Source organism: Zobellella taiwanensis (assembly GCF_003012795.1).
Taxonomy (GTDB): domain Bacteria; phylum Pseudomonadota; class Gammaproteobacteria; order Enterobacterales; family Aeromonadaceae; genus Oceanimonas; species Oceanimonas taiwanensis.
The window spans coordinates 22,177-42,249 of record NZ_PXYH01000024.1 but is presented as its reverse complement, the minus strand read 5'-3'; the positions used below and the strand labels follow the sequence as shown (position 1 = coordinate 42,249).

The following is a 20,073-nucleotide window of genomic DNA, read 5'->3' as shown; positions in this document are numbered from 1 at the left end:
GGTGACTATTGCAATCCGTGAATTCGACGCCGTGGTAATCGGCGCCGGCGGCGCCGGCATGCGCGCCGCCCTTCAAATCGCTGAATCCGGCAAGAGCTGCGCGCTGTTGTCGAAGGTATTCCCGACCCGTTCCCATACCGTGTCCGCCCAGGGCGGCATCACGGTCGCGCTGGGCAACGCCCACGACGACAACTGGGAATGGCACATGTACGATACCGTCAAGGGCTCCGACTACATCGGTGACCAGGACGCCATCGAGTTTATGTGCCAGACCGGTCCCGAGGCCATCCTCGAGCTGGAAAAAATGGGCCTGCCCTTCTCCCGTTTCGATAACGGCAAGGTGTACCAGCGTCCCTTCGGCGGCCAGTCCAAGGCCTTCGGCGGCGAGCAGGCGGCCCGTACCGCGGCCGCCTCCGACCGTACCGGCCACGCCCTGCTGCATACTCTGTACCAGCAGAACGTCAAGCACCAGACCACGGTGTTCTCCGAGTGGTATGCCCTGGATCTGGTGAAAAACCAGGACGGCGATGTGGTGGGCTGTACCGCCATCGACATCGAAACCGGTGAAGTAGTCTACTTCAAGGCCAAGGCCACCATACTGGCCACCGGCGGCGCCGGTCGTATCTTCCAGTCCACCACCAACGCCCACATCAACACCGGCGACGGTGTCGGCATGGCGCTGCGCGCCGGCGTGCCGGTGCAGGACATGGAAATGTGGCAGTTCCACCCCACCGGCATCGCCGGCGCCGGCGTGCTGGTGACCGAAGGTTGCCGGGGCGAGGGCGGTTACCTGCTGAACAAGGACGGCGAGCGCTTTATGGAGCGTTATGCCCCCAACGCCAAGGACCTGGCCGGTCGTGACGTGGTGGCCCGTTCCATGATGATCGAGATCCGCGAAGGCCGCGGTTGTGATGGTCCCTGGGGCCCGCACATCAAGCTGAAGCTGGATCACCTGGGCAAGGAAGTACTGGAAAGCCGTCTGCCCGGCATTTGCGAGCTGTCCCGTACCTTCGCCCACGTGGATCCGGTGAAAGAGCCGATCCCCGTTATCCCCACCTGTCACTACATGATGGGCGGTATCCCCACCAACGTGCACGGCCAGGCCCTGAAACAGGACGCCAACGGCAACGACGTGCCGGTGAAGGGCCTGTTCGCGGTAGGCGAGATCGCCTGTGTGTCGGTGCATGGCGCCAACCGCCTGGGCGGCAACTCCCTGCTCGACCTGGTGGTGTTCGGTCGTGCCGTGGGTCGTCACCTGACCGAGGCCCTGAACGAGCTGGACGATGTGCGCGGTGCGTCCGAGTCCGACCTCGAGGCCTCCCTGGCCCGCTATCACCGCTGGGAAAATACCCGCAGCGGCGAGGACCCGGTTCAGATCAAGAAGGATCTGCAGCGCTGCATGCAGAACAACTTCTCCGTGTTCCGGGAAGGCGATGCCATGGCCGAAGGCCTGGCCGAGCTCAAGGTCATTCGCGAGCGCCTGAAGTCCGCCCGTCTGGACGATACCAGCCGCGACTTCAACACCCAGCGCATCGAGTGCCTGGAACTGGACAACCTGATGGAAACCGCCTACGCCACTGCCGTGGCCGCGAACTTCCGCACCGAGTCCCGTGGCGCCCACTCCCGCTTCGACTATCCGGAGCGTGACGACGAGAACTGGCTGTGCCACTCACTGTACAGCCCGGAAACCGAGTCCATGACCAAGCGCTCCGTGAACATGTCGCCGAAGACCCGTGACGCTTTCCCGCCGAAGGCGCGGACTTACTGAGGGGAGGGGATAACATGCAAGTTACCATTTCTGTTTACCGCTACAACCCGGAAACCGATTCTGCACCGCACATGAAGGACTATCGGCTGGAGGTCCCCCAGGGCTCCGACATGATGGTGCTGGATGCCCTGCTGCTGCTGAAGGAGCAGGATCCCGGCCTGGCGTTCCGCCGCTCCTGCCGCGAAGGCGTGTGTGGCTCCGACGGCCTGAACATGAACGGCAAGAACGGCCTGGCCTGTATCACCCCGCTGTCCGACCTGCTGGGCAAGGACAACAAGGTGGTGATCCGCCCGCTGCCCGGCCTGCCGGTGGTGCGCGATCTGGTGGTCGACATGAGCCAGTTCTACACCCAGTGGGAGAAGGTCAAGCCCTTCCTCATCGCCGAAGACAAGCAGCCGCCCGCCCGCGAGCGCCTGCAGTCGCCGGAAGACAGGGCCAAGCTGGACGGGCTGTATGAGTGCATCCTGTGCGCCTGCTGCTCGACCTCCTGCCCCTCCTTCTGGTGGAATCCGGACAAGTTCATCGGTCCGGCCGGCCTGCTGGCCGCCTATCGCTGGCTGGCCGACAGCCGCGATACCGCCACCGACGAGCGCTTGTCCAACCTGGATGACGCCTTCAGCGTGTTCCGCTGCCACGGCATCATGAACTGTGTCAACGTATGTCCGAAGGGCCTGAACCCCACCAAGGCCATCGGTCATATCAAGTCCATGCTGCTGAAGCGGGCCGTGTAAATAGTCCCAAACAGATAATCCGCCGCCCGCAAGGGCGGCTTTGACTCGACGACCAGAACGACAGTAGCCCTGTCGAGAAGTTACAAAGGGATAAAGATGCACAATGGCGTAATGCAAGCCTGGCTGGAATCCTCTCACCTGGCCGGTGCCAATGCGACCTATGTAGAAGACCTGTATGAGGCCTACCTTGCTGACCCTGAATCCGTGTCGGAAGAATGGCGGAGCGTATTTGATGCGCTGCCACCGGCCGAATCCCAGGAGCAACCCCATTCGCAAGTCAGAGATTATTTTCGCCGCCTCGCCAAAGACAATTCCCGTTATGCCACCCCGGTCAGTGACCCCCAGACCGACGCCAAGCAAGTCAAAGTCCTTCAGCTGATCAACGCCTACCGTTTCCGTGGCCACCAGAATGCCAACCTGGATCCGCTGGGGCTGTGGAAGCGGGAGACGGTGGCCGAGCTGGACCCGGCGTTCCACAACCTGACCGGCGCCGATCTGGACGCCACCTTCAACGTGGGTTCCTATGCCATCGGCAAGGAAACCATGAAGCTGAAGGAACTGGTGGACGCCCTGAAGAAAACCTACTGCGGCTCCGTGGGTGCGGAATACATGCACATCACCAGCACCGAGGAAAAGCGCTGGATCCAGAGCCGCCTCGAACCGGTGGTCGGCGCGCCCCAGTTCAGCAAGGAAGACAAGCTGCGCTTCCTCGACAGCCTGACCGCGGCCGAAGGCCTGGAAAAATACCTGGGTGCCAAGTTCCCCGGCGCCAAGCGCTTCTCCCTGGAAGGGGGCGATGCGCTGATCCCCATGACCAAGGAACTGATCCGCCGTTTCGGCGAGAAGGGCGGCCGTGAAGTGGTGATCGGCATGGCCCACCGGGGCCGTCTGAACATGCTGGTCAACGTGTTGGGCAAGCGTCCGCAGGATTTGTTCGACGCCTTCGCCGGCAAGTACGACACCCAGAGTTCCGGTGACGTCAAATACCACATGGGCTTCAGCTCCGACTTCGACACCCCCGGTGGCGTGGTGCACCTGGCGCTGGCGTTCAACCCCTCCCACCTGGAAATCGTCAACCCGGTGGTCATCGGTTCGGTGCGCGCGCGGATGGACCGGCTGGAGAACCCGGACGGTCGCCAGGTGCTGCCGATCACCATCCACGGCGACTCGGCTTTCGCCGGCCAGGGCGTGGTGGCGGAAACCTTCAACATGTCCCTGACCCGCGGCTATGGCGTGGGCGGCACCGTGCGCATCGTGGTCAACAACCAGGTGGGTTTCACCACCTCCAACCCACGCGACACCCGCTCCACCGAATACTGCACCGACATCGCCAAGATGGTGCAGGCGCCCATTTTCCACGTCAATGCCGACGATCCGGAAGCCGTGGTGCAGGTCACCCAACTGGCCCTGGACTTCCGCAACGAGTTTGGCCGCGACGTGGTGATCGATCTGGTGTGCTACCGCCGTCACGGCCACAACGAGGCCGATGAACCGAGCGCCACCCAGCCGCTGATGTACCAGAAGATCAAAAAGCACCCGACTCCGCGCAAGATCTATGCCGATCGCCTGATCGAGGATAAGGCCGTCTCCACCGAAGACGTCACCTCAATGATCAACGAGTACCGGGATGCGCTGGATCACGGCGAGTGTGTGGTCAAGGAATGGCGGCCGATGGAGAAGCATTCCGTCGACTGGTCGCCCTACCTGGGTCACGAGTGGGACATGCCCTACGACTCCACCTATCCGCTGGACAAGCTGAAGGAACTGGGCGATCGGGTGACCAGCTACCCCGAGACCCACACCCTGCAGCGCCAGGTGGCCAAGATCTACGAAGACCGCAAGCTGATGGCCAAGGGCGAGAAGCTGGCGGACTGGGGCTTTGCCGAAGTACTGGCCTACGCCACCCTGTGCGACAGCGGCTACGAAGTGCGCCTCACCGGCCAGGACTCCGGCCGCGGCACCTTCTTCCACCGCCACGCCGTGCTGCACAACCAGAACGACGCCAGCACCTATACCCCGCTGTGCCACCTGTCCGACAGCCAGGGCCAGTTCCAGGTATACGACTCGGTACTGAGCGAAGAGGCGGTGATGGCGTTCGAATACGGCTACGCCACCGCCGAGCCGGAAGGCCTGACCGTCTGGGAAGCCCAGTTCGGTGACTTCGCCAACGGCGCCCAGGTGGTGATCGACCAGTTCCTGAGCTCCGGCGAGCAGAAGTGGGGCCGGATGTGCGGCCTGACCCTGCTGCTGCCCCACGGCTACGAAGGCCAGGGCCCCGAGCACTCCAGTGCCCGCCTGGAACGCTACCTGCAATTGTGCGCCGAGCACAACATGCAGGTGTGCGTGCCCACCACCCCGGCCCAGGTGTTCCACATGCTGCGTCGCCAGGTGCTGCGCCCCATGCGCCGGCCGCTGGTGGTGATGACGCCCAAATCCCTGCTGCGCCACCCGCTGGCGGTGTCCGAGCTGGAGACCCTGGCGAGCGGTACCTTCCAGAACGCCATCGGCGAGATCGATGACCTGGATCCCAAGGGCGTCAAGCGCGTTGTGCTGTGCTCCGGCAAGGTCTATTACGACCTGCTGGACGCCCGCCGCAAGAATGAACAAACGGATGTGGCCATTATCCGGATCGAGCAATTGTATCCGTTCCCTCAGGAAGAGGTTGCCGCGATTCTTGCCGACTACCAGCACGTGAACGATTTCGTCTGGTGTCAGGAAGAGCCGCAAAACCAGGGGGCCTGGTACTGCAGCCAGCACCACTTCTGGGCTGCGATACCGGCGGGTGCCAACCTGCGTTATGCCGGTCGTGCCGCTTCGGCGTCCCCGGCCGTGGGTTACACCTCTGTTCACTTACAACAACAAAAAGCGTTGGTTGAAGACGCACTGACGTTGACTGAAGCATAACGCACTAAGGACATATTGATGACCATCGAAATCAAGGTTCCCGACCTACCAGAATCCGTTGCCGACGCCACTATCGCCACCTGGCACAAGCAACCCGGCGACCGGGTTGAGCGCGACGAAGTGATCGTCGACATCGAAACCGACAAGGTGGTGCTGGAAGTACCGGCCCCCGAAGCGGGCGTACTGGAAGCCATCCTCGAAGACGCCGGCGCCACCGTGCTGGGTCAGCAGGTGATTGGCAAGCTCAAGCCGGGTGCCGTGGCCGGTGAAGAAACCAAGGACAAGCCGGCTGCCGCCAACGGCGAAGCCAAGGACGATGCCAAGGCCGAGGGCGACGACGCCCTGAGCCCGGCGGTACGCCGCCTGGTGGCCGAACACGGCATCGACGTGAGCAAGCTGTCCGGCTCCGGCAAGGGTGGCCGTATCACCAAGGAAGACGTGGAAGCCTTTATCAAGGGCGGCAACAAGGCTGCCGCACCGGCCGCCGAAGCCAAGGCGCCTGTGGTGCCGCTGGGCGAGCGTACCGAAAAGCGCGTGCCCATGACCCGTCTGCGCAAGCGCGTGGCCGAGCGTCTGCTGGAGGCCAAAAACACCACCGCCATGCTGACCACCTTCAACGAGGTCAACATGGGCCCCATCATGAGCCTGCGCAAGCAGTATCAGGAGGTGTTCGAGAAGCGCCACGGCATCCGTCTGGGCTTTATGTCCTTCTATGTGAAGGCGGTGGTGGAGTCGCTCAAGCGCTATCCCGAGGTGAACGCTTCCATCGACGGTGACGATATCGTCTACCACAACTATTTCGACGTCAGCATCGCCGTGTCCACCCCCCGTGGCCTGGTGACCCCGGTACTGCGCGACTGTGATCGCCTGAGCCTGGCCGACATCGAAAAGAGCATCAAGGAACTGGCCATCAAGGGCCGTGACGGCAAGCTGACCGTGGACGACATGACCGGCGGCAACTTCACCATCACCAACGGCGGCGTGTTCGGCTCCCTGATGTCCACCCCTATCATCAATCCGCCGCAGAGCGCCATCCTGGGTATGCACAAGATCCAGGACAGACCCATGGCGGTGAACGGCAAGGTGGAAATCCAGCCGATGATGTACCTGGCGCTGTCCTACGACCACCGCCTGATCGACGGTCGCGAGTCCGTGGGTTACCTGGTGTCCATCAAGGAACTGCTGGAAGATCCGACCCGTCTGCTGCTGGACGTGTAAATCGATAATAACAAGAGGTCGGGTTGCGGCCCGACCCGTTTTTACGCCCTGAACCCAAACACAACAACGGAAAACGCAACATGAATTTGCATGAATATCAGGCAAAACAGCTGTTTGCCGAATACGGCCTGCCCGTATCCGAAGGCTACGCATGTGACAACCCGCAAGAAGCGGTAGAAGCGGCCAGCAAGATTGGCGGCGACATGTGGGTAGTCAAGTGCCAGGTCCACGCCGGTGGCCGTGGCAAGGCGGGCGGCGTCAAGCTGGCCAAGACCAAGGAAGAAATCCGCGAGTTCGCCGAGAACTGGCTGGGCAAGAACCTGGTGACCTACCAGACCGACGCCAAGGGCCAGCCGGTCGCCAAGATCCTGGTTGAGTCCTGCACCGACATCGACAAGGAACTCTACCTGGGCGCCGTGGTTGATCGTGGCACTCGTCGCGTGGTGTTCATGGCCTCCACCGAGGGCGGTGTGGAAATCGAGAAAGTCGCCGAAGAAACCCCCGAACTGATCCACAAGGCCGCCATTGATCCGCTGGTGGGCCCGCAGCCCTACCAGGGCCGTGAGCTGGCGTTCAAACTGGGCCTGAAAGGCGACCAGATCAAGCAGTTCACCAAGATCTTCCTGGGCCTGGGCCAGATGTTCCTGGACTACGATTTCGCCCTGCTCGAAATCAACCCCCTGGTGATCACCACCGCCGGCAACCTGCACTGCCTGGACGGCAAGATCAACATCGACTCCAACGCCCTGTTCCGCCAGCCCAAGCTGCGCGACATGCACGATCCCAGCCAGGACGACGCCCGTGAGGCCCACGCCGCCAAGTGGGAGCTGAACTACGTGGCCCTGGACGGCAACATCGGCTGCATGGTCAACGGTGCCGGCCTGGCCATGGGCACCATGGACATCGTCAACCTGCACGGCGGCAAGCCGGCCAACTTCCTCGACGTGGGCGGTGGCGCCACCAAGGAACGGGTGACCGAAGCGTTCAAGATCATTCTCTCCGACAGCAATGTACAAGCGGTGCTGGTGAACATCTTCGGCGGCATCGTCCGCTGCGACATGATCGCCGAAGGCATCATTGGTGCGGTGAAGGAAGTGGGCGTCAAGGTGCCCGTGGTGGTGCGCCTGGAAGGCAACAATGCCGAAGCCGGTGCCCAGAAGCTGGCCGAGTCCGGCCTGAACATCATTGCCGCCACCAGCCTGACCGACGCTGCCGTTCAGGTCGTCAACGCCGCACAGGGGAAATAAGAGAATGAGCATTCTGATCAATAAAGACACCAAGGTTATCTGTCAGGGCTTTACCGGTGGCCAGGGGACCTTCCACTCCGAACAGGCCATCGCCTACGGCACCCAGATGGTCGGCGGCGTGTCCCCGGGCAAGGGCGGCACCACCCACCTGGGCCTGCCGGTGTTCAACACCGTGCGTGAAGCGGTCGAAGCCACCGGCGCCACCGCTACCGTGATCTATGTGCCGGCGGCCTTCTGCAAGGACGCCATCCTGGAAGCCATCGACGCGGGCATCCAGCTTATCGTCACCATCACCGAAGGCATTCCGACCCTGGACATGCTGGACGTGAAAGTGAAGCTGGACGAAGCCGGCGTGCGCATGATCGGCCCCAACTGCCCGGGTGTGATCACTCCGGACGAGTGCAAGATCGGCATCATGCCCGGCCATATCCACAAGAAAGGCAAGGTGGGCATCGTGTCCCGCTCCGGCACCCTGACCTACGAAGCGGTCAAGCAGACCACCGACGAAGGCTTCGGCCAGTCCAGCTGCGTGGGCATCGGCGGCGACCCCATCCCGGGCTCCAACTTCATCGACATCCTGAAGCTGTTCCAGGACGATCCGGAGACCGAGGCCATCGTGATGATCGGTGAAATCGGCGGTACCGCCGAGGAAGAAGCCGCCGCCTTCATCAAGGCCAACGTGACCAAGCCGGTGGTGTCCTACATCGCCGGTGTGACCGCGCCTCCCGGCAAGCGCATGGGCCACGCCGGCGCCATCATCTCCGGTGGCAAGGGCACTGCGGACGAGAAGTTCGCCGCCCTGCAGGATGCCGGTGTCAAGACAGTGCGCTCCCTGGCCGACATCGGCAAGGCACTGCGCGAAGTGACCGGCTGGTAAGATAAAGCCGGAAGCTTGAAGCTAGAAGCTGAAAGCCAACCGCATAAAAAAGGAGCCTGTAACGGCTCCTTTTTTCTTCCAGCTTTCGGCTTCAGTCACATGCGCTCCGTCCTGCTCCAGGGATCCGGCTTGATGCTGAACTGGCCGTGTTGCCAGTGGCTGGCCAGACGACGGAAGTCGTCGCCGCTGATATGGAGCAGATCCCGGTGATCGCCGCTTTCCAGGTAGACATCCGCCATGGCGAGCAGGGCGTCGTCGACCAGGGTGTCGAGCTGGTAGGCATCCCCCAGGGCGGGGATGGCGCCGGGATCGCAGTCATCGAACCAGCGTTGCAGAGCCTGTTCCCTTGCCAATTGGACTTCTCCCTGGACCAGATAGCCGAGCCGCTGCAGGTCCAGCTTGTCGGCGGCGGGGATCACCGCCATCAGGGAATGACCGTCCTCGTCTTCCAGCATCACCGCCTTGGCCATTTGCGCCAGCGGCACATGGCCGGCAATGGCGCTTTGGGCGGCGCCCTCGGCGTAGGGGTGATGCACCAGATCGAACGGTACCTGGTGCCGTTCGAGGTGTGCTTTCAGTCTGTGTGACATACCCATGGTTACCTCCCGGAGGCCGGACAGGTGCCTTGCCTCCTGTTGCTGCATAACCAGTATAGCCGTGACCCGGCCGGCTGGTTGAAGAGGGCTTCGTTTGTAACCATTGATCCAGATCAAGGACAGCGCCGATTGTCATTCTCTCGTCAGACAATTCCCTTAGAATGGCTTTTTACGGAGTCATACGAGATCCCAAAGGAATGCGCAACCTCTCTCTCAACTGGAAGATATTTCTGCCGCTGCTGGTTATTTTTGTGCTGGTGTTTGTGCTCTGCTATGTGGTATCGACCCAGCTGCAGCGCTCCCTGGCACTCCGCCTGGCCGAGGAAAAAATCGAAACCACCGCCAACCTCTATATGGATCAGCTCAACGTGCTGATGGTCAACGGCGCCATCCACCAGCGCCAGCTGGTGCAGACCAAGGTGCAGGAAGAAGTGGGTATCCAGCAGGCGAGGGTGATACGGGCGCCGGCGGTAACCGAGCTGTTCGGCCCGGGCGCACCGGATCAGGGCATCGAGGACGAGCTGGATCGGCGCGCCATAGAGCAGGGCGAAACCGTGCTCGAGCTGCACCTGGACGACAACATCCCCAACCTGACCCTGGTCAAGCCCTACAAGGCCTATCAGGAATATCGCGGTACCGCCTGCCTGCAGTGCCATCAGGTTGCCGAGGGCACCGTCATGGGAGCGGTGCGTATCAGCTATGACCTGAGTGACACCTTCGGCCGGATCCACGACAACAACCTGCGCCTGGGCGGCGTGCTGCTGGCGGTATTCGGTGCTGCCTTCGTGCTGCTATGGCTGGTGCAAAACCATTACCTCAAGCGGCCCATACTGCACATCAGCCAGCGGTTGCAGCAGCTGGCCAACGAGCGGGACCTGACCTCCCGGCTGGTGCCCCTGGGCAAGGACGAGCTGGGCGGCCTGGTTGTGGCCATCAATGGCCTGCTGGGCAGTTTTCAGAAAAGCCTGCAGGAGGTGCGCCAGGTCACCGGGCGCATCTACCAGGCGGCGGATCAGATCCAGCAGGGGGCCCAGCAGACCGACAGCTCGGTCAAGGCCCAGGACGGGGAAACCGCGCTCATCGCCACCGCCGTCAACGAGATGGAGGCCTCCGCACGGGAAGTGCGGGAAAATGCCCGCCTGACCGCCGAAACCTCGGAACAAAGCCATGCCTTTGCCCTTACCGCCAGCGATCAGGCCCAGGTGGCGGTGTCCGGCATTCAGGCACTGAGCGGGGAAATCGGCCGCATCGACAAGGTGATCCGTGAACTGGACGGGCGTTGTGACCAGGTCGATAAGGTGCTGGACATGATCAAGGGCATTGCCGAGCAGACCAACCTGCTGGCGCTCAATGCCGCCATTGAAGCGGCCCGGGCCGGTGAGTCGGGGCGGGGCTTTGCGGTGGTGGCGGACGAGGTACGCACCCTGTCGCTACGTACCCAACAGTCGGCGGAGGAGATCACCGGCATGATCCGACTGCTGCAGAACGAGGCCAAGGATGCGGTGTCCGCCATCGAGAAGGCGGAGGGGCAGGCGGTGGACAGCGTGGAGCGTACCCAGGCGGCGATGGGCTCGCTGCAGTCGATCATCGAGCAGGTGGCGCGCATCAACGAACTCAATGCCCAGGTGGCCGCCTCGGCGGATGAGCAGAGCGCGGTCTGCTCCGAGGTGAGCCGCAACATCACCCGGGTGCGGGATGCCTCCGGTGAAACCCTTACCCAGTCCCACTCCGCCGCCACCGCCAGCCTGCAACTGGTGGCTGAATGCAAGGTACTGGAGCAGATGATCGCCCACTACCGGCTGCAGGGACGGGACGAGGGCGATGACGAGGCCTTGCCGGCAGGAGTGCCGGCGGTGGCCATCTGAGACGAAAGGGGACGCTTAGGCGCCCCCGTTGATTTCCAGTACCCGGCTTAATATTTCGCCCCGGGCCAGGCGGGTGCGCAGCTTGTCCCCGGGCGCCAGTTGGCCGGCGTCGGTAACCACCTGGTCGTTGCAGAGGCTGATGCTGTACCCTCGCGCCAGGGTAGCCAGTGGGCTCATGGCATCAAGACGGGAGGCGGCCAGCGCCAGCCGGTGCCGGTGCTGCTCAAGATGGTGCTGCAGCAGGCGAATGAGCTGGCGCTGCTGCTCGCACAACCGTGCCCGCCCGTCTTGCAGGCGGCGGTCAGGGTGCTGGTATTGCAGCCTCAGGCGCAACGCCGCCAGTTGTTGGCCGGCCTGCTCCAGCCGGCGGCGGCTGGCCCGCGAGAGGCGCAGCTGCAGCTGGTCCAGGCCTTGGGCCTGTTGCTGCAGCCGGCGCTCGGGATGCTGTCGGGCGAGGCGCTGTTCCAGCTGTTGCAGCCGCCGGCGCCGTTCCTGCAGATGGCGCTCCTGGGCGGCAGCCAGCCGTTGGCCCCACTGCCGCCATTGCACAAGGTGCGCCTGGCCGTCCCGGCTGACCAGCTCGGCGGCAGCGGAGGGCGTGGGCGCGCGCAGGTCGGCCACCAGGTCGCTCAGGGTCAGGTCCACCTCATGACCGACGGCGCTGACCACCGGCAGCCCTGAGGCGGCGATGGCCCGCACCAGCCGTTCATCGTTGAAGCACCACAAGTCTTCCAGCGAGCCGCCGCCCCGGGCCAGGACCAGCAGGTCGGCCTCGGCCCGCCGGTTGGCGGTGTCGAGGGCGGCCAGCAACTGGGGGACGGCGGTATCGCCCTGGACCTGGCTGGGGTAGAGGATCACCTCCAGCCAGGGCGCGCGCCGGGCCAGCACGGTCAGAATGTCGTGCACCGCCGCGCCGGAAGGCGAGCTGATGATGCCGATCCGGCGCGGATGGGCGGGCAGGGGACGTTTGTGTGCCGCGTCGAACAGGCCTTCGGCGCCGAGCCGCTGCTTGAGGGCCTCGAACTGCTGCTTGAGCAGGCCTTCGCCGGCGGGGGCCAGGGTTTGCGCCACCAGCTGGTAATCGCCCCTGGGCTCATACAGGGTGACGTTGCCGAAGATCAGCACCTGATCGCCGTTTTTAGGCCTGAAGCCGACACTGCGGTTGTTGCCCCTGAACATGGCGCAGCGCAGCTGGGACTGGCTGTCCTTGAGCGAAAAATACCAGTGGCCCGAGGCCGGCATAGCCAGGTTGGAGATTTCCCCGGTCAGCCAGATCGCGCCCATTTCACCTTCCAGCAACAGCCGGGCGTGGCGGTTGAGCCTGGTGACGGTGTAAACATCGCTTAACTTTTCTTGCTGCAAAATGACCTCTGGAGGGTATTTTTATTTAAAAATAAACGGCTTTGACGACTATTTTGCGCTTAATTTGCCAAAATCACAAAAATCGCTTTACCGAAGGAGGACAGATGCCTACAATTTGTCGGCAATATTTTTCCCCCAACCTATGGTGAATATTGCGATGCTTAGGATTGCCCAAGACGCCCTGACCTTTGATGATGTACTGCTGGTCCCTGCCCATTCCACCGTGCTGCCCAATACGGCGGATCTTCGTACCCGCCTGACCCGGGAAATCAATCTTAACATTCCTATCGTTTCCGCCGCCATGGACACGGTGACCGAGGCCGATCTGGCCATCGCCCTGGCCCAGGAAGGGGGCATTGGCTTCATCCACAAGAACATGTCCATCGAGGCCCAGGCGGCCCAGGTGCGCAAGGTCAAGAAGTTTGAGAGCGGCGTGGTGTCCGATCCGGTGACCGTGGATCCCCAGATGACCATCGCCGATATTCACGAGCTGACGCGCCAGAACGGATTCGCCGGTTATCCGGTAATTACCGCCGAGGGGGAACTGGTGGGCATCATTACCGGCCGGGACGTACGTTTCGTGCAGGATCTGAGCAAAAAGGTGCATGAGGTGATGACCGACAAGTCGCGCCTGGTCACCGTGCAGGCAGGCGCCTCCCGCGAAGCGGTCGAGGCCCTGATGCAGCAGCATCGCATCGAAAAGGTGCTGGTGGTGGGGGCCAATGGCCGCCTGACCGGCATGATCACCTCCAAGGACTTCCAGAAAGCCGAAAGCAAGCCCAACGCCTGCAAGGACGACCAGGGCCGGCTGCGAGTGGGAGCTGCCGTGGGGGCCGCGCCGGGCAACGAAGAGCGCATTGCCGCCCTGGTGGCCGCCGGCCTTGACGTATTGCTGATCGATTCCTCCCACGGCCATTCGGAAGGGGTGCTGCAGCGCATCCGCGAAACCCGCCAGGCCTATCCGAACCTGCCCATCATCGGCGGCAACGTGGCCACCGCCGCCGGCGCCCGTGCCCTGGCCGAGGCCGGTGTGAGCGCGGTGAAGGTGGGCATTGGCCCCGGCTCCATCTGCACCACCCGCATCGTGACCGGCTGTGGGGTTCCCCAGATCACCGCTGTTGGCAATGCCGTTGAGGCGCTGAAGGATCTCGATATCCCCGTGATCGCCGACGGCGGTATCCGCTTCTCCGGCGATATTGCCAAGGCACTGGCCGCCGGCGCCCACTGCGTGATGATGGGCTCCATGTTTGCCGGTACCGAGGAATCGCCGGGAGAAATCGAGCTGTTCCAGGGCCGCTCCTTCAAGTCTTACCGGGGCATGGGCTCGCTCGGCGCCATGACCAAGGGCTCCAGCGACCGCTACTTCCAGACCGACAACGCCGCCGACAAGCTGGTGCCTGAAGGCATTGAAGGCCGGGTGCCCTACAAGGGCAAACTCAAGGAAATCATCCACCAGCAGATGGGCGGCCTGCGCAGTGCCATGGGGCTGACCGGCAGCGCCACCATTGACGACCTGCGCACCAAGGCGGAATTTGTTAAAATCTCCGGCGCCGGCATCCAGGAGTCCCATGTGCATGACGTGACCATTACCAAGGAAGCGCCCAACTATCGCATGGGGTAAGCCCGCACATTGAACAACGGGGGGCATGGTCCCCCGTTTTATATTGCCGTCTGTTCCCCCCGCAGCCGGCCTTTGTAACGAGTAGGAAGACAATGACCAAAAATATCCATGATAACCGGATCCTGATCCTGGACTTCGGCTCCCAATACACCCAGCTCATCGCGCGCCGGGTGCGCGAGCTGGGCGTGTATTGCGAGCTGTGGGCCTGGGACGTGACCGAGGAGCAGATCCGCGACTTCAATCCGAACGGTATCATCTTGTCCGGGGGGCCCGAGTCCGTTACCGAGGCCGGCAGCCCGCGGGCGCCGGAATATGTGTTTAACGCCGGGGTGCCGGTGTTCGGCATTTGCTATGGTATGCAGACCATGGCCGAGCAGTTGGGTGGTGCCGTGGCCGGCTCCAGTGAGCGGGAATTCGGCTATGCCAAGGTACAGCGGGTGGCCGATTGCGCCTTGTTTGCCAACATTGAAGACGCCATCGACGACAACGGCAATGCCCTGCTCGACGTGTGGATGAGCCATGGCGACAAGGTAGTGGCCCTGCCCGAAGGCTTCACCAAGGTAGCCCAGACCGGCAGCTGCGCTTTTGCCGCCATGGCCGACGAAAGCCGCCGTTTCTACGGCGTGCAGTTCCACCCGGAAGTGACCCACACCCGCCAGGGCGCGCGCATGCTGGAGCACTTCGTGCGTGATATCTGCCAGTGTGAGGCCCTGTGGACCCCGGCCTCCATCATTGAAGACGCCATTGCCCGCATTCGCGAGCAGGTAGGCGAGGACGAAGTGATTCTGGGTCTGTCCGGTGGGGTGGACTCCTCCGTGGTGGCCATGCTGGTGCACCGCGCCATTGGCGACAAGCTCACCTGTGTGTTCGTGGACAACGGCCTGCTGCGCCTGAACGAAGGCGAGCAGGTAATGGAAATGTTCGGCGACCACTTTGGTCTGAACATCATCAAGGCCGACGCCGAGGAGCGCTTCCTCTCCGCCCTGAAAGGCATCGACGAGCCGGAAGCCAAGCGCAAGGCCATTGGCCGGGTGTTTGTGGAAGTGTTCGACGAAGAAGCTAAGAAACTCAAAAACGCCAAGTGGCTGGCTCAGGGTACCATCTATCCGGATGTGATTGAGTCCGCTGCTTCTGCCACCGGCAAGGCCCATGTGATCAAGTCCCACCACAACGTGGGCGGTCTGCCCGACGACATGAAGATGGGGCTGGTGGAGCCGTTGCGTGAACTGTTCAAGGACGAAGTCCGCCGTGTTGGCCTGGAGCTGGGCCTGCCCTACGACATGCTCTACCGTCACCCCTTCCCGGGCCCGGGCCTGGGCGTGCGGGTGCTGGGTGAAGTGAAGAAGGAATACTGCGACCTGCTGCGCCGGGCCGATGCCATCTTTATCGAAGAGCTGCGCAAGCATGACCTGTACAACAAGGTGAGCCAGGCGTTCACCGTGTTCCTGCCGGTCCGCTCCGTGGGCGTGATGGGCGATGGCCGCAAATACGACTGGGTTGTCTCCCTGCGCGCGGTGGAAACCATCGACTTCATGACCGCCCACTGGGCGCACCTGCCCTACGACTTCCTGGGGCATGTGTCCAACCGCATCATCAATGAGATCGACGGCATCAGCCGGGTAGTCTACGACATTTCCGGCAAGCCGCCCGCGACCATTGAGTGGGAATAAACCCAAGCTTGTCAGACTGAACAAGGGGCGCCACGGCGCCCCTTCCTTTTGTCCAGCCAATCATCAACATTCCCTGCCTGCACCATCAAAGATTCAGATAACGATTCATATCCAGCAGGCCGGCTTCCAGAGGTGTGGTTTCCTGCTGGTAGCGGTGCATGTCGTGGAAATAGAACCAGAACCTGGGATGGGTGCGGCGGATGCCGAAGTGGCGCGCCAGGGTGTGGATGTCTTCGGCCCGGGCCATGGCGGTCAGCGCTGCCACAAAGTCGTCCAGCTGTTCCAGTTTGACGTTGAAGATAAAGTTGGGATAGCTGCCCACCACGCCGGGCAATACCGTCAGGGTGTCGTTGCGGGGCCGCAGGCGTAAGTCCTCCCCCAGCATAAAGGCGACATTGGAGTGATCCCGGTTGTGCAGCAGGCTGTACACCAGGCGCCGGTCGCCGGCCTCGACGCGCAGCAGACTGACTTCCGGCAGCCACTGGATGGCGGGCAGGGTGGCGGCGGTGATGCCGGTCAGGCGGCGCAGCAGGGCTTCGGTTTCGTGCTCGGAGGTGTTGTCGGAGCTGGCGCAGGCTTGCCGGCGGCAGCGGTTGAGCCGCTCCGGCGGGCCGGCGACCGGGGCCAGGGTGGTGAGCACCTGGCGGCTAAAGTCGGCCAGGGGGGCTTTAGCGTCGACTTCGATACGGCTGGGGGTGCTTTCGTCCACGTCCGCATAGGTGGTGAACAGCTTGATGCGGGCGCTGTTGTCATACCATTTGTGCAGCAGTTCGTTTCGCTGGGACGAAGGTAAAAAGCGCAGCAGGTTTGTTTCCGAGCCGTTGCGGATCAGATCGAAGTAGAGCCGGGTCTGGGCCTGGTGGGCCACGCTGCCGTAGACGTTGAAGTTGGCCACCAGGGCGTAGTAGGTGCGCTCCAGCAGAGGATAATCCATGACCCACAGAGTGGTGGGCACGTCTCCCTGCCAGCCGCGCACCACGCTGGCGCTGTCGTGGTGGCGGAAAATGGTGAGCAGGGCGTCCCGGTTGTGGCCGTCCCCGTTCCACAGGTGATCAAGAGACGGTCCCTGGGGATAGGTGCGGGCATAGTCCTGCTGGCGGGCGGCCAGGTAGCGGTTGCGGGCGTCCCGGTGGGCTATCCAGTCCGGGCCCAGGCTCAGCAGGTCCGACCTCAGCCCGGGCAGGGCCAGCCAGTCGCGCACTTGTCCTCGATGGCGGGCATCGGTGACAAAGAGGTCGTGATCCGGATGCTGGAAACTGACCCAGAACTGATCGCGGATCACGTCGGTGGCGATAGGCCCCCGGCACACCGGGCCGCGGATAAAGGTGCGCACGAAGTATTCGGCGTTGTCCAGCAGGTACTGGTAGCGGGCCCGGGCGGGGATGGCAGCGTAGGTGGTGAAGGGATTGGCAGCGGCTTCAGGGCTGTAGCCGGGCAAGGTGGCGACCGCCCAGTCCGGAGTGAAAAACAGTTGCTCCAGCCGGGCCATCTTGGCCTCGCTCAGGGGATAGATGATATGGGTCTTGTGCACCCGGCTTTCCAGCCGGGGGCGCAGCCGGTAATAGAAGTCACCCGCCACACCGTCGGTGGGGCGCTCGGTCGGGATGATCACGATGGGCTCCCCGGGCGGGGTACGGGAGCGCACCAGCTCGAACAGCATTTGATCCGGGTCGCCCTCGAAGTGCAGGTGGGCCAGGAACCAGTGCTCGTACAGGTAGCGGGCCACTAGCCGGTGGCGCCGTTCACCCCGGTTGAGCCAATACTCCCACTGGTCGCGCTGGTGCTCCTGGGCGGCAGACAGGGGGCGGGTTTGCTCGGGCACCCTGGCTCCCTGGGCCAGCCAGTCCACCAGCAACTGATATTCTTCGTCGCTCAGCCCGGTCACGGCAAAGGGCATGCCGGCCTGGGGGTGCTTGGCGGCGAAGGCGTCGAACTCGTCGGCGTTTACGCACTGGTTGCTGCGCTTGATGGAGATATCCAGGCTGTCCGGCAACCGTTCGTTGGCCGCCCAGGGGGCCTGCCGGCCCAGGGCCAGCATCCGGGCCATCAGGGCGGCGTTGCCATCCTGGCTGTCCAGCACGCTGAAAAAGCCGCGCTGCCGCCAGGCCGGCTCACCTTCGGCATCCACATGCAGGCGGTTGGGCGGCGCATCCTGAGTGCGGGTGCCGTCGTACACCAGCTGCTTGCTGGCTCCTCTTTGCACGCCTTCATGGCTGGTCAGTTTGAGCTGGCAGGGCGCGTCGTAGCAGGCATGGCAGGCAATGCACTTTTGCTCGAAGATGGGCCTGATGTGAGTGAGGTAGTCCACGTCGCGACCGCTCGGGGGCGGCAGGGTCAGGCCGGGTGAGGAGGCGGTTTTGGAAGCACCGACAAAGGGCAGGGCGGTGGCGGCCGCCACCAGGATGAACAGCAGCCAGCATGCTTTTTTCATTGGTGGGCCTTAACAGGAGGACATGACAGGGTGTTACCATGGGTTGTCATTCGGGTAAAGGGAAAATCATGATGAGAAACCTGTTGTGGGGACTGCTGCTGGCCGTTGGCCTGGCGCAGGGCAATACGTTGAGCACCCGGCCGCCGGTAGAACTGAATATTTCCTCCGGGCTGGAGCCGGTGTGCTTTTACGAGGACAAGCGTTATTCGAAGGGAGCCGTGATTTCGGTCGGTGACAGGCTGCTGGTGTGCGAGCGGGAAAAATCCTTCGAGCAGAACGGCCGGTTGAGCTGGCATCCCTTTCCGCTGAAGGAGGGCAGCAAGCCTTAGGCCTGTTGTTTCATTTCCAGCAGCGGGATATCCAGGCTGACCGGCTCGGCCGGCCGGCAGCAGCAGGGCAGTATTTCCCCCTCGGCCACATAGGCAAGGGGGGGCTCATGGTAGGTCACCCGGCCGGCCAGCAGGGGAGTACGGCAGGCGCCGCAGTAGCCGCTGCGGCACTGGTATTCCACCGCGTGGCCGGTACGCTCCAGGCCCTCGAGCAGGGTTTCCCCCGCCCGCAGCTCGAAGCTGAGATCCCGGGTGCGGACGCGGCTCACAGCTCGAAGTCACCCAGATCATCGTGGCTCATCTGGGAGTCAATCTGGCCGACCAGGTAGGAGCTGACTTCCACCTCCTGGGGTGCGACCTGGACGTTGTCGGACGACAGCCAGGCGTTGATCCAGGGAATGGGGTTTTGCTTGGCACCCTCAAAGGCGGGCGCCAGCCCCACTGCCTGCATGCGCAGGTTGGTGATGTATTCCACGTACTGGCACAGGATGTCCTTGTTCAGGCCGATCATGGAGCCGTCCTTGAACAGGTATTCGGCCCATTCCTTCTCCTGGATGGCGGCGGCCTTGAACAGCTCGAAGCACTGCTGCTCGCACTCGCGAGCCACCTGGGCCATCTCCGGGTCGTCCTCGCCGGCGCGCAGGATATTGAGCATGTGCTGGGTGCCGGTCAGATGCAGGGCCTCGTCCCGGGCGATGAGCTTGATGATCTTGGCGTTGCCTTCCATCAGCTCGCGCTCGGCAAAGGCGAAGGAGCAGGCGAAGCTCACGTAGAAGCGGATGGCCTCCAGGGCGTTGACACACATCAGGCACAGGTAGAGCTTTTTCTTCAGCTCGTAGCGGTTGACGGTGACCTTGCGGCCCTTGATCTCGTGCTCGCCCTCGCCGTAGAGATGGTAAAAGCTGGTGTACTCGATAAGCTCATCGTAATAACCGGCGATGTCCCTGGCGCGCTTCTGGATATGTTCGTTCGCTACTATGTCGTCGAACACCTTGGAAGGATCGTTGACGATATTACGGATGATGTGGGTGTAGGAGCGCGAGTGAATGGTCTCGGAAAAGGCCCAGGTTTCAATCCAGGTTTCCAGCTCGGGGATGGACACCAGCGGCAGCAGTGCCACGTTGGGGCTACGGCCCTGAATGGAGTCGAGCAGGGTCTGGTACTTGAGGTTGCTGATGAAAATGTGCTTTTCGTGATCTGGCAGGGCTTGGTAGTCGATACGGTCCTGGGACACGTCCACTTCTTCCGGGCGCCAGAAAAAGGACAGCTGTTTTTCGATCAGCTTTTCAAAAATCTCGTATTTCTGCTGGTCGTAACGGGCCACGTTCACCGGATTGCCGAGGAACATGGGCTCTTTCATGTGATCGTTCTGAACTTGACTGAAAGTGGTGTAAGACATTTTTCTCGTTCCGCAAAACAATGAGCGCAGTGCCGCTTTACCGCCTTGGACGGGG

15 protein-coding genes are annotated in these 20,073 nt (G+C 62.7%); 10 read left to right on the top strand and 5 right to left on the bottom strand.

Annotated elements, in window-relative coordinates:
* The first annotated feature begins 1 nt into the window (after position 1).
* The 6 genes from sdhA (at position 2) to sucD (ending at position 8,745) form a co-directional block, all read left to right on the top strand.
* Positions 2 to 1,768: a succinate dehydrogenase flavoprotein subunit gene (sdhA, locus tag C7I36_RS14645; protein ID WP_106454436.1), complete on the top strand. Its 1,767-nt coding sequence runs from the start codon at positions 2 to 4 to the stop codon at positions 1,766 to 1,768.
* Between the two features lie 14 nt (positions 1,769 to 1,782).
* Complete coding sequence (locus C7I36_RS14640) at positions 1,783 to 2,499, top strand: succinate dehydrogenase iron-sulfur subunit (RefSeq protein WP_106454435.1); 717 nt, start codon at positions 1,783 to 1,785, stop codon at positions 2,497 to 2,499.
* Positions 2,500 to 2,595: 96 nt separating this feature from the next.
* Positions 2,596 to 5,403 carry a 2-oxoglutarate dehydrogenase E1 component gene (sucA, locus tag C7I36_RS14635; RefSeq protein ID WP_106454434.1) on the top strand — a complete coding sequence of 936 codons (2,808 nt, stop codon included), beginning with the start codon at positions 2,596 to 2,598 and terminating at the stop codon, positions 5,401 to 5,403.
* Between the two features lie 18 nt (positions 5,404 to 5,421).
* Positions 5,422 to 6,621 carry a 2-oxoglutarate dehydrogenase complex dihydrolipoyllysine-residue succinyltransferase gene (gene odhB / locus C7I36_RS14630; protein WP_106454433.1) on the top strand — a complete coding sequence of 400 codons (1,200 nt, stop codon included), beginning with the start codon at positions 5,422 to 5,424 and terminating at the stop codon, positions 6,619 to 6,621.
* Between the two features lie 80 nt (positions 6,622 to 6,701).
* Positions 6,702 to 7,868, top strand: coding sequence for an ADP-forming succinate--CoA ligase subunit beta (sucC, locus tag C7I36_RS14625; RefSeq protein ID WP_106454432.1), 1,167 nt, complete (start codon positions 6,702 to 6,704; stop codon positions 7,866 to 7,868).
* A gap of 4 nt (positions 7,869 to 7,872) precedes the next feature.
* The gene (gene sucD / locus C7I36_RS14620) at positions 7,873 to 8,745 is read left to right on the top strand and encodes a succinate--CoA ligase subunit alpha (RefSeq protein WP_106454431.1); all 873 of its coding nucleotides are present in this window, start codon (positions 7,873 to 7,875) and stop codon (positions 8,743 to 8,745) included.
* Positions 8,746 to 8,840: 95 nt separating this feature from the next.
* On the opposite strand, the gene C7I36_RS14615 is transcribed toward sucD, so the two are convergent.
* Positions 8,841 to 9,341 carry an aminoacyl-tRNA deacylase gene (locus C7I36_RS14615; RefSeq protein WP_106454430.1) on the bottom strand — a complete coding sequence of 167 codons (501 nt, stop codon included), beginning with the start codon at positions 9,339 to 9,341 and terminating at the stop codon, positions 8,841 to 8,843.
* A 197-nt stretch (positions 9,342 to 9,538) separates the two neighbouring features.
* Between C7I36_RS14615 and C7I36_RS14610 the strand changes: the two genes are divergently transcribed.
* The gene (locus C7I36_RS14610) at positions 9,539 to 11,206 is read left to right on the top strand and encodes a methyl-accepting chemotaxis protein (RefSeq protein WP_106454429.1); all 1,668 of its coding nucleotides are present in this window, start codon (positions 9,539 to 9,541) and stop codon (positions 11,204 to 11,206) included.
* A 15-nt stretch (positions 11,207 to 11,221) separates the two neighbouring features.
* On the opposite strand, the gene xseA is transcribed toward C7I36_RS14610, so the two are convergent.
* Entirely contained in the window at positions 11,222 to 12,568 is a 1,347-nt protein-coding gene (gene xseA, locus C7I36_RS14605; RefSeq protein ID WP_106454428.1) for an exodeoxyribonuclease VII large subunit, read from the bottom strand.
* A 157-nt stretch (positions 12,569 to 12,725) separates the two neighbouring features.
* Here xseA and guaB point away from each other — a divergent pair, with 157 nt between their 5' ends.
* Together guaB and guaA are read left to right on the top strand one after the other, a co-directional pair.
* Entirely contained in the window at positions 12,726 to 14,189 is a 1,464-nt protein-coding gene (gene guaB, locus C7I36_RS14600; protein WP_106454427.1) for an IMP dehydrogenase, read from the top strand.
* Positions 14,190 to 14,281: 92 nt separating this feature from the next.
* A complete protein-coding gene (gene guaA, locus C7I36_RS14595; RefSeq protein ID WP_106454426.1) occupies positions 14,282 to 15,859 on the top strand; it encodes a glutamine-hydrolyzing GMP synthase in 1,578 nt (525 codons plus the stop codon).
* Between the two features lie 85 nt (positions 15,860 to 15,944).
* Here guaA and C7I36_RS14590 read toward each other — a convergent pair whose 3' ends face one another.
* Positions 15,945 to 18,290 carry a fatty acid cis/trans isomerase gene (locus C7I36_RS14590; RefSeq protein WP_106454425.1) on the bottom strand — a complete coding sequence of 782 codons (2,346 nt, stop codon included), beginning with the start codon at positions 18,288 to 18,290 and terminating at the stop codon, positions 15,945 to 15,947.
* 68 nt (positions 18,291 to 18,358) lie between these two features.
* Between C7I36_RS14590 and C7I36_RS14585 the strand changes: the two genes are divergently transcribed.
* Entirely contained in the window at positions 18,359 to 18,619 is a 261-nt protein-coding gene (locus C7I36_RS14585; protein WP_106454424.1) for a DUF1496 domain-containing protein, read from the top strand.
* Here the strand turns inward: C7I36_RS14585 and yfaE are convergent.
* Together yfaE and nrdB are read right to left on the bottom strand one after the other, a co-directional pair.
* A complete protein-coding gene (gene yfaE, locus C7I36_RS14580) occupies positions 18,616 to 18,888 on the bottom strand; it encodes a class I ribonucleotide reductase maintenance protein YfaE (RefSeq protein ID WP_106454423.1) in 273 nt (90 codons plus the stop codon). The genes C7I36_RS14585 and yfaE overlap by 4 nt on opposite strands.
* Entirely contained in the window at positions 18,885 to 20,018 is a 1,134-nt protein-coding gene (gene nrdB, locus C7I36_RS14575; protein WP_106454422.1) for a class Ia ribonucleoside-diphosphate reductase subunit beta, read from the bottom strand. Before nrdB ends, yfaE begins: the two co-directional genes overlap by 4 nt.
* Positions 20,019 to 20,073: the final 55 nt, after the last annotated feature.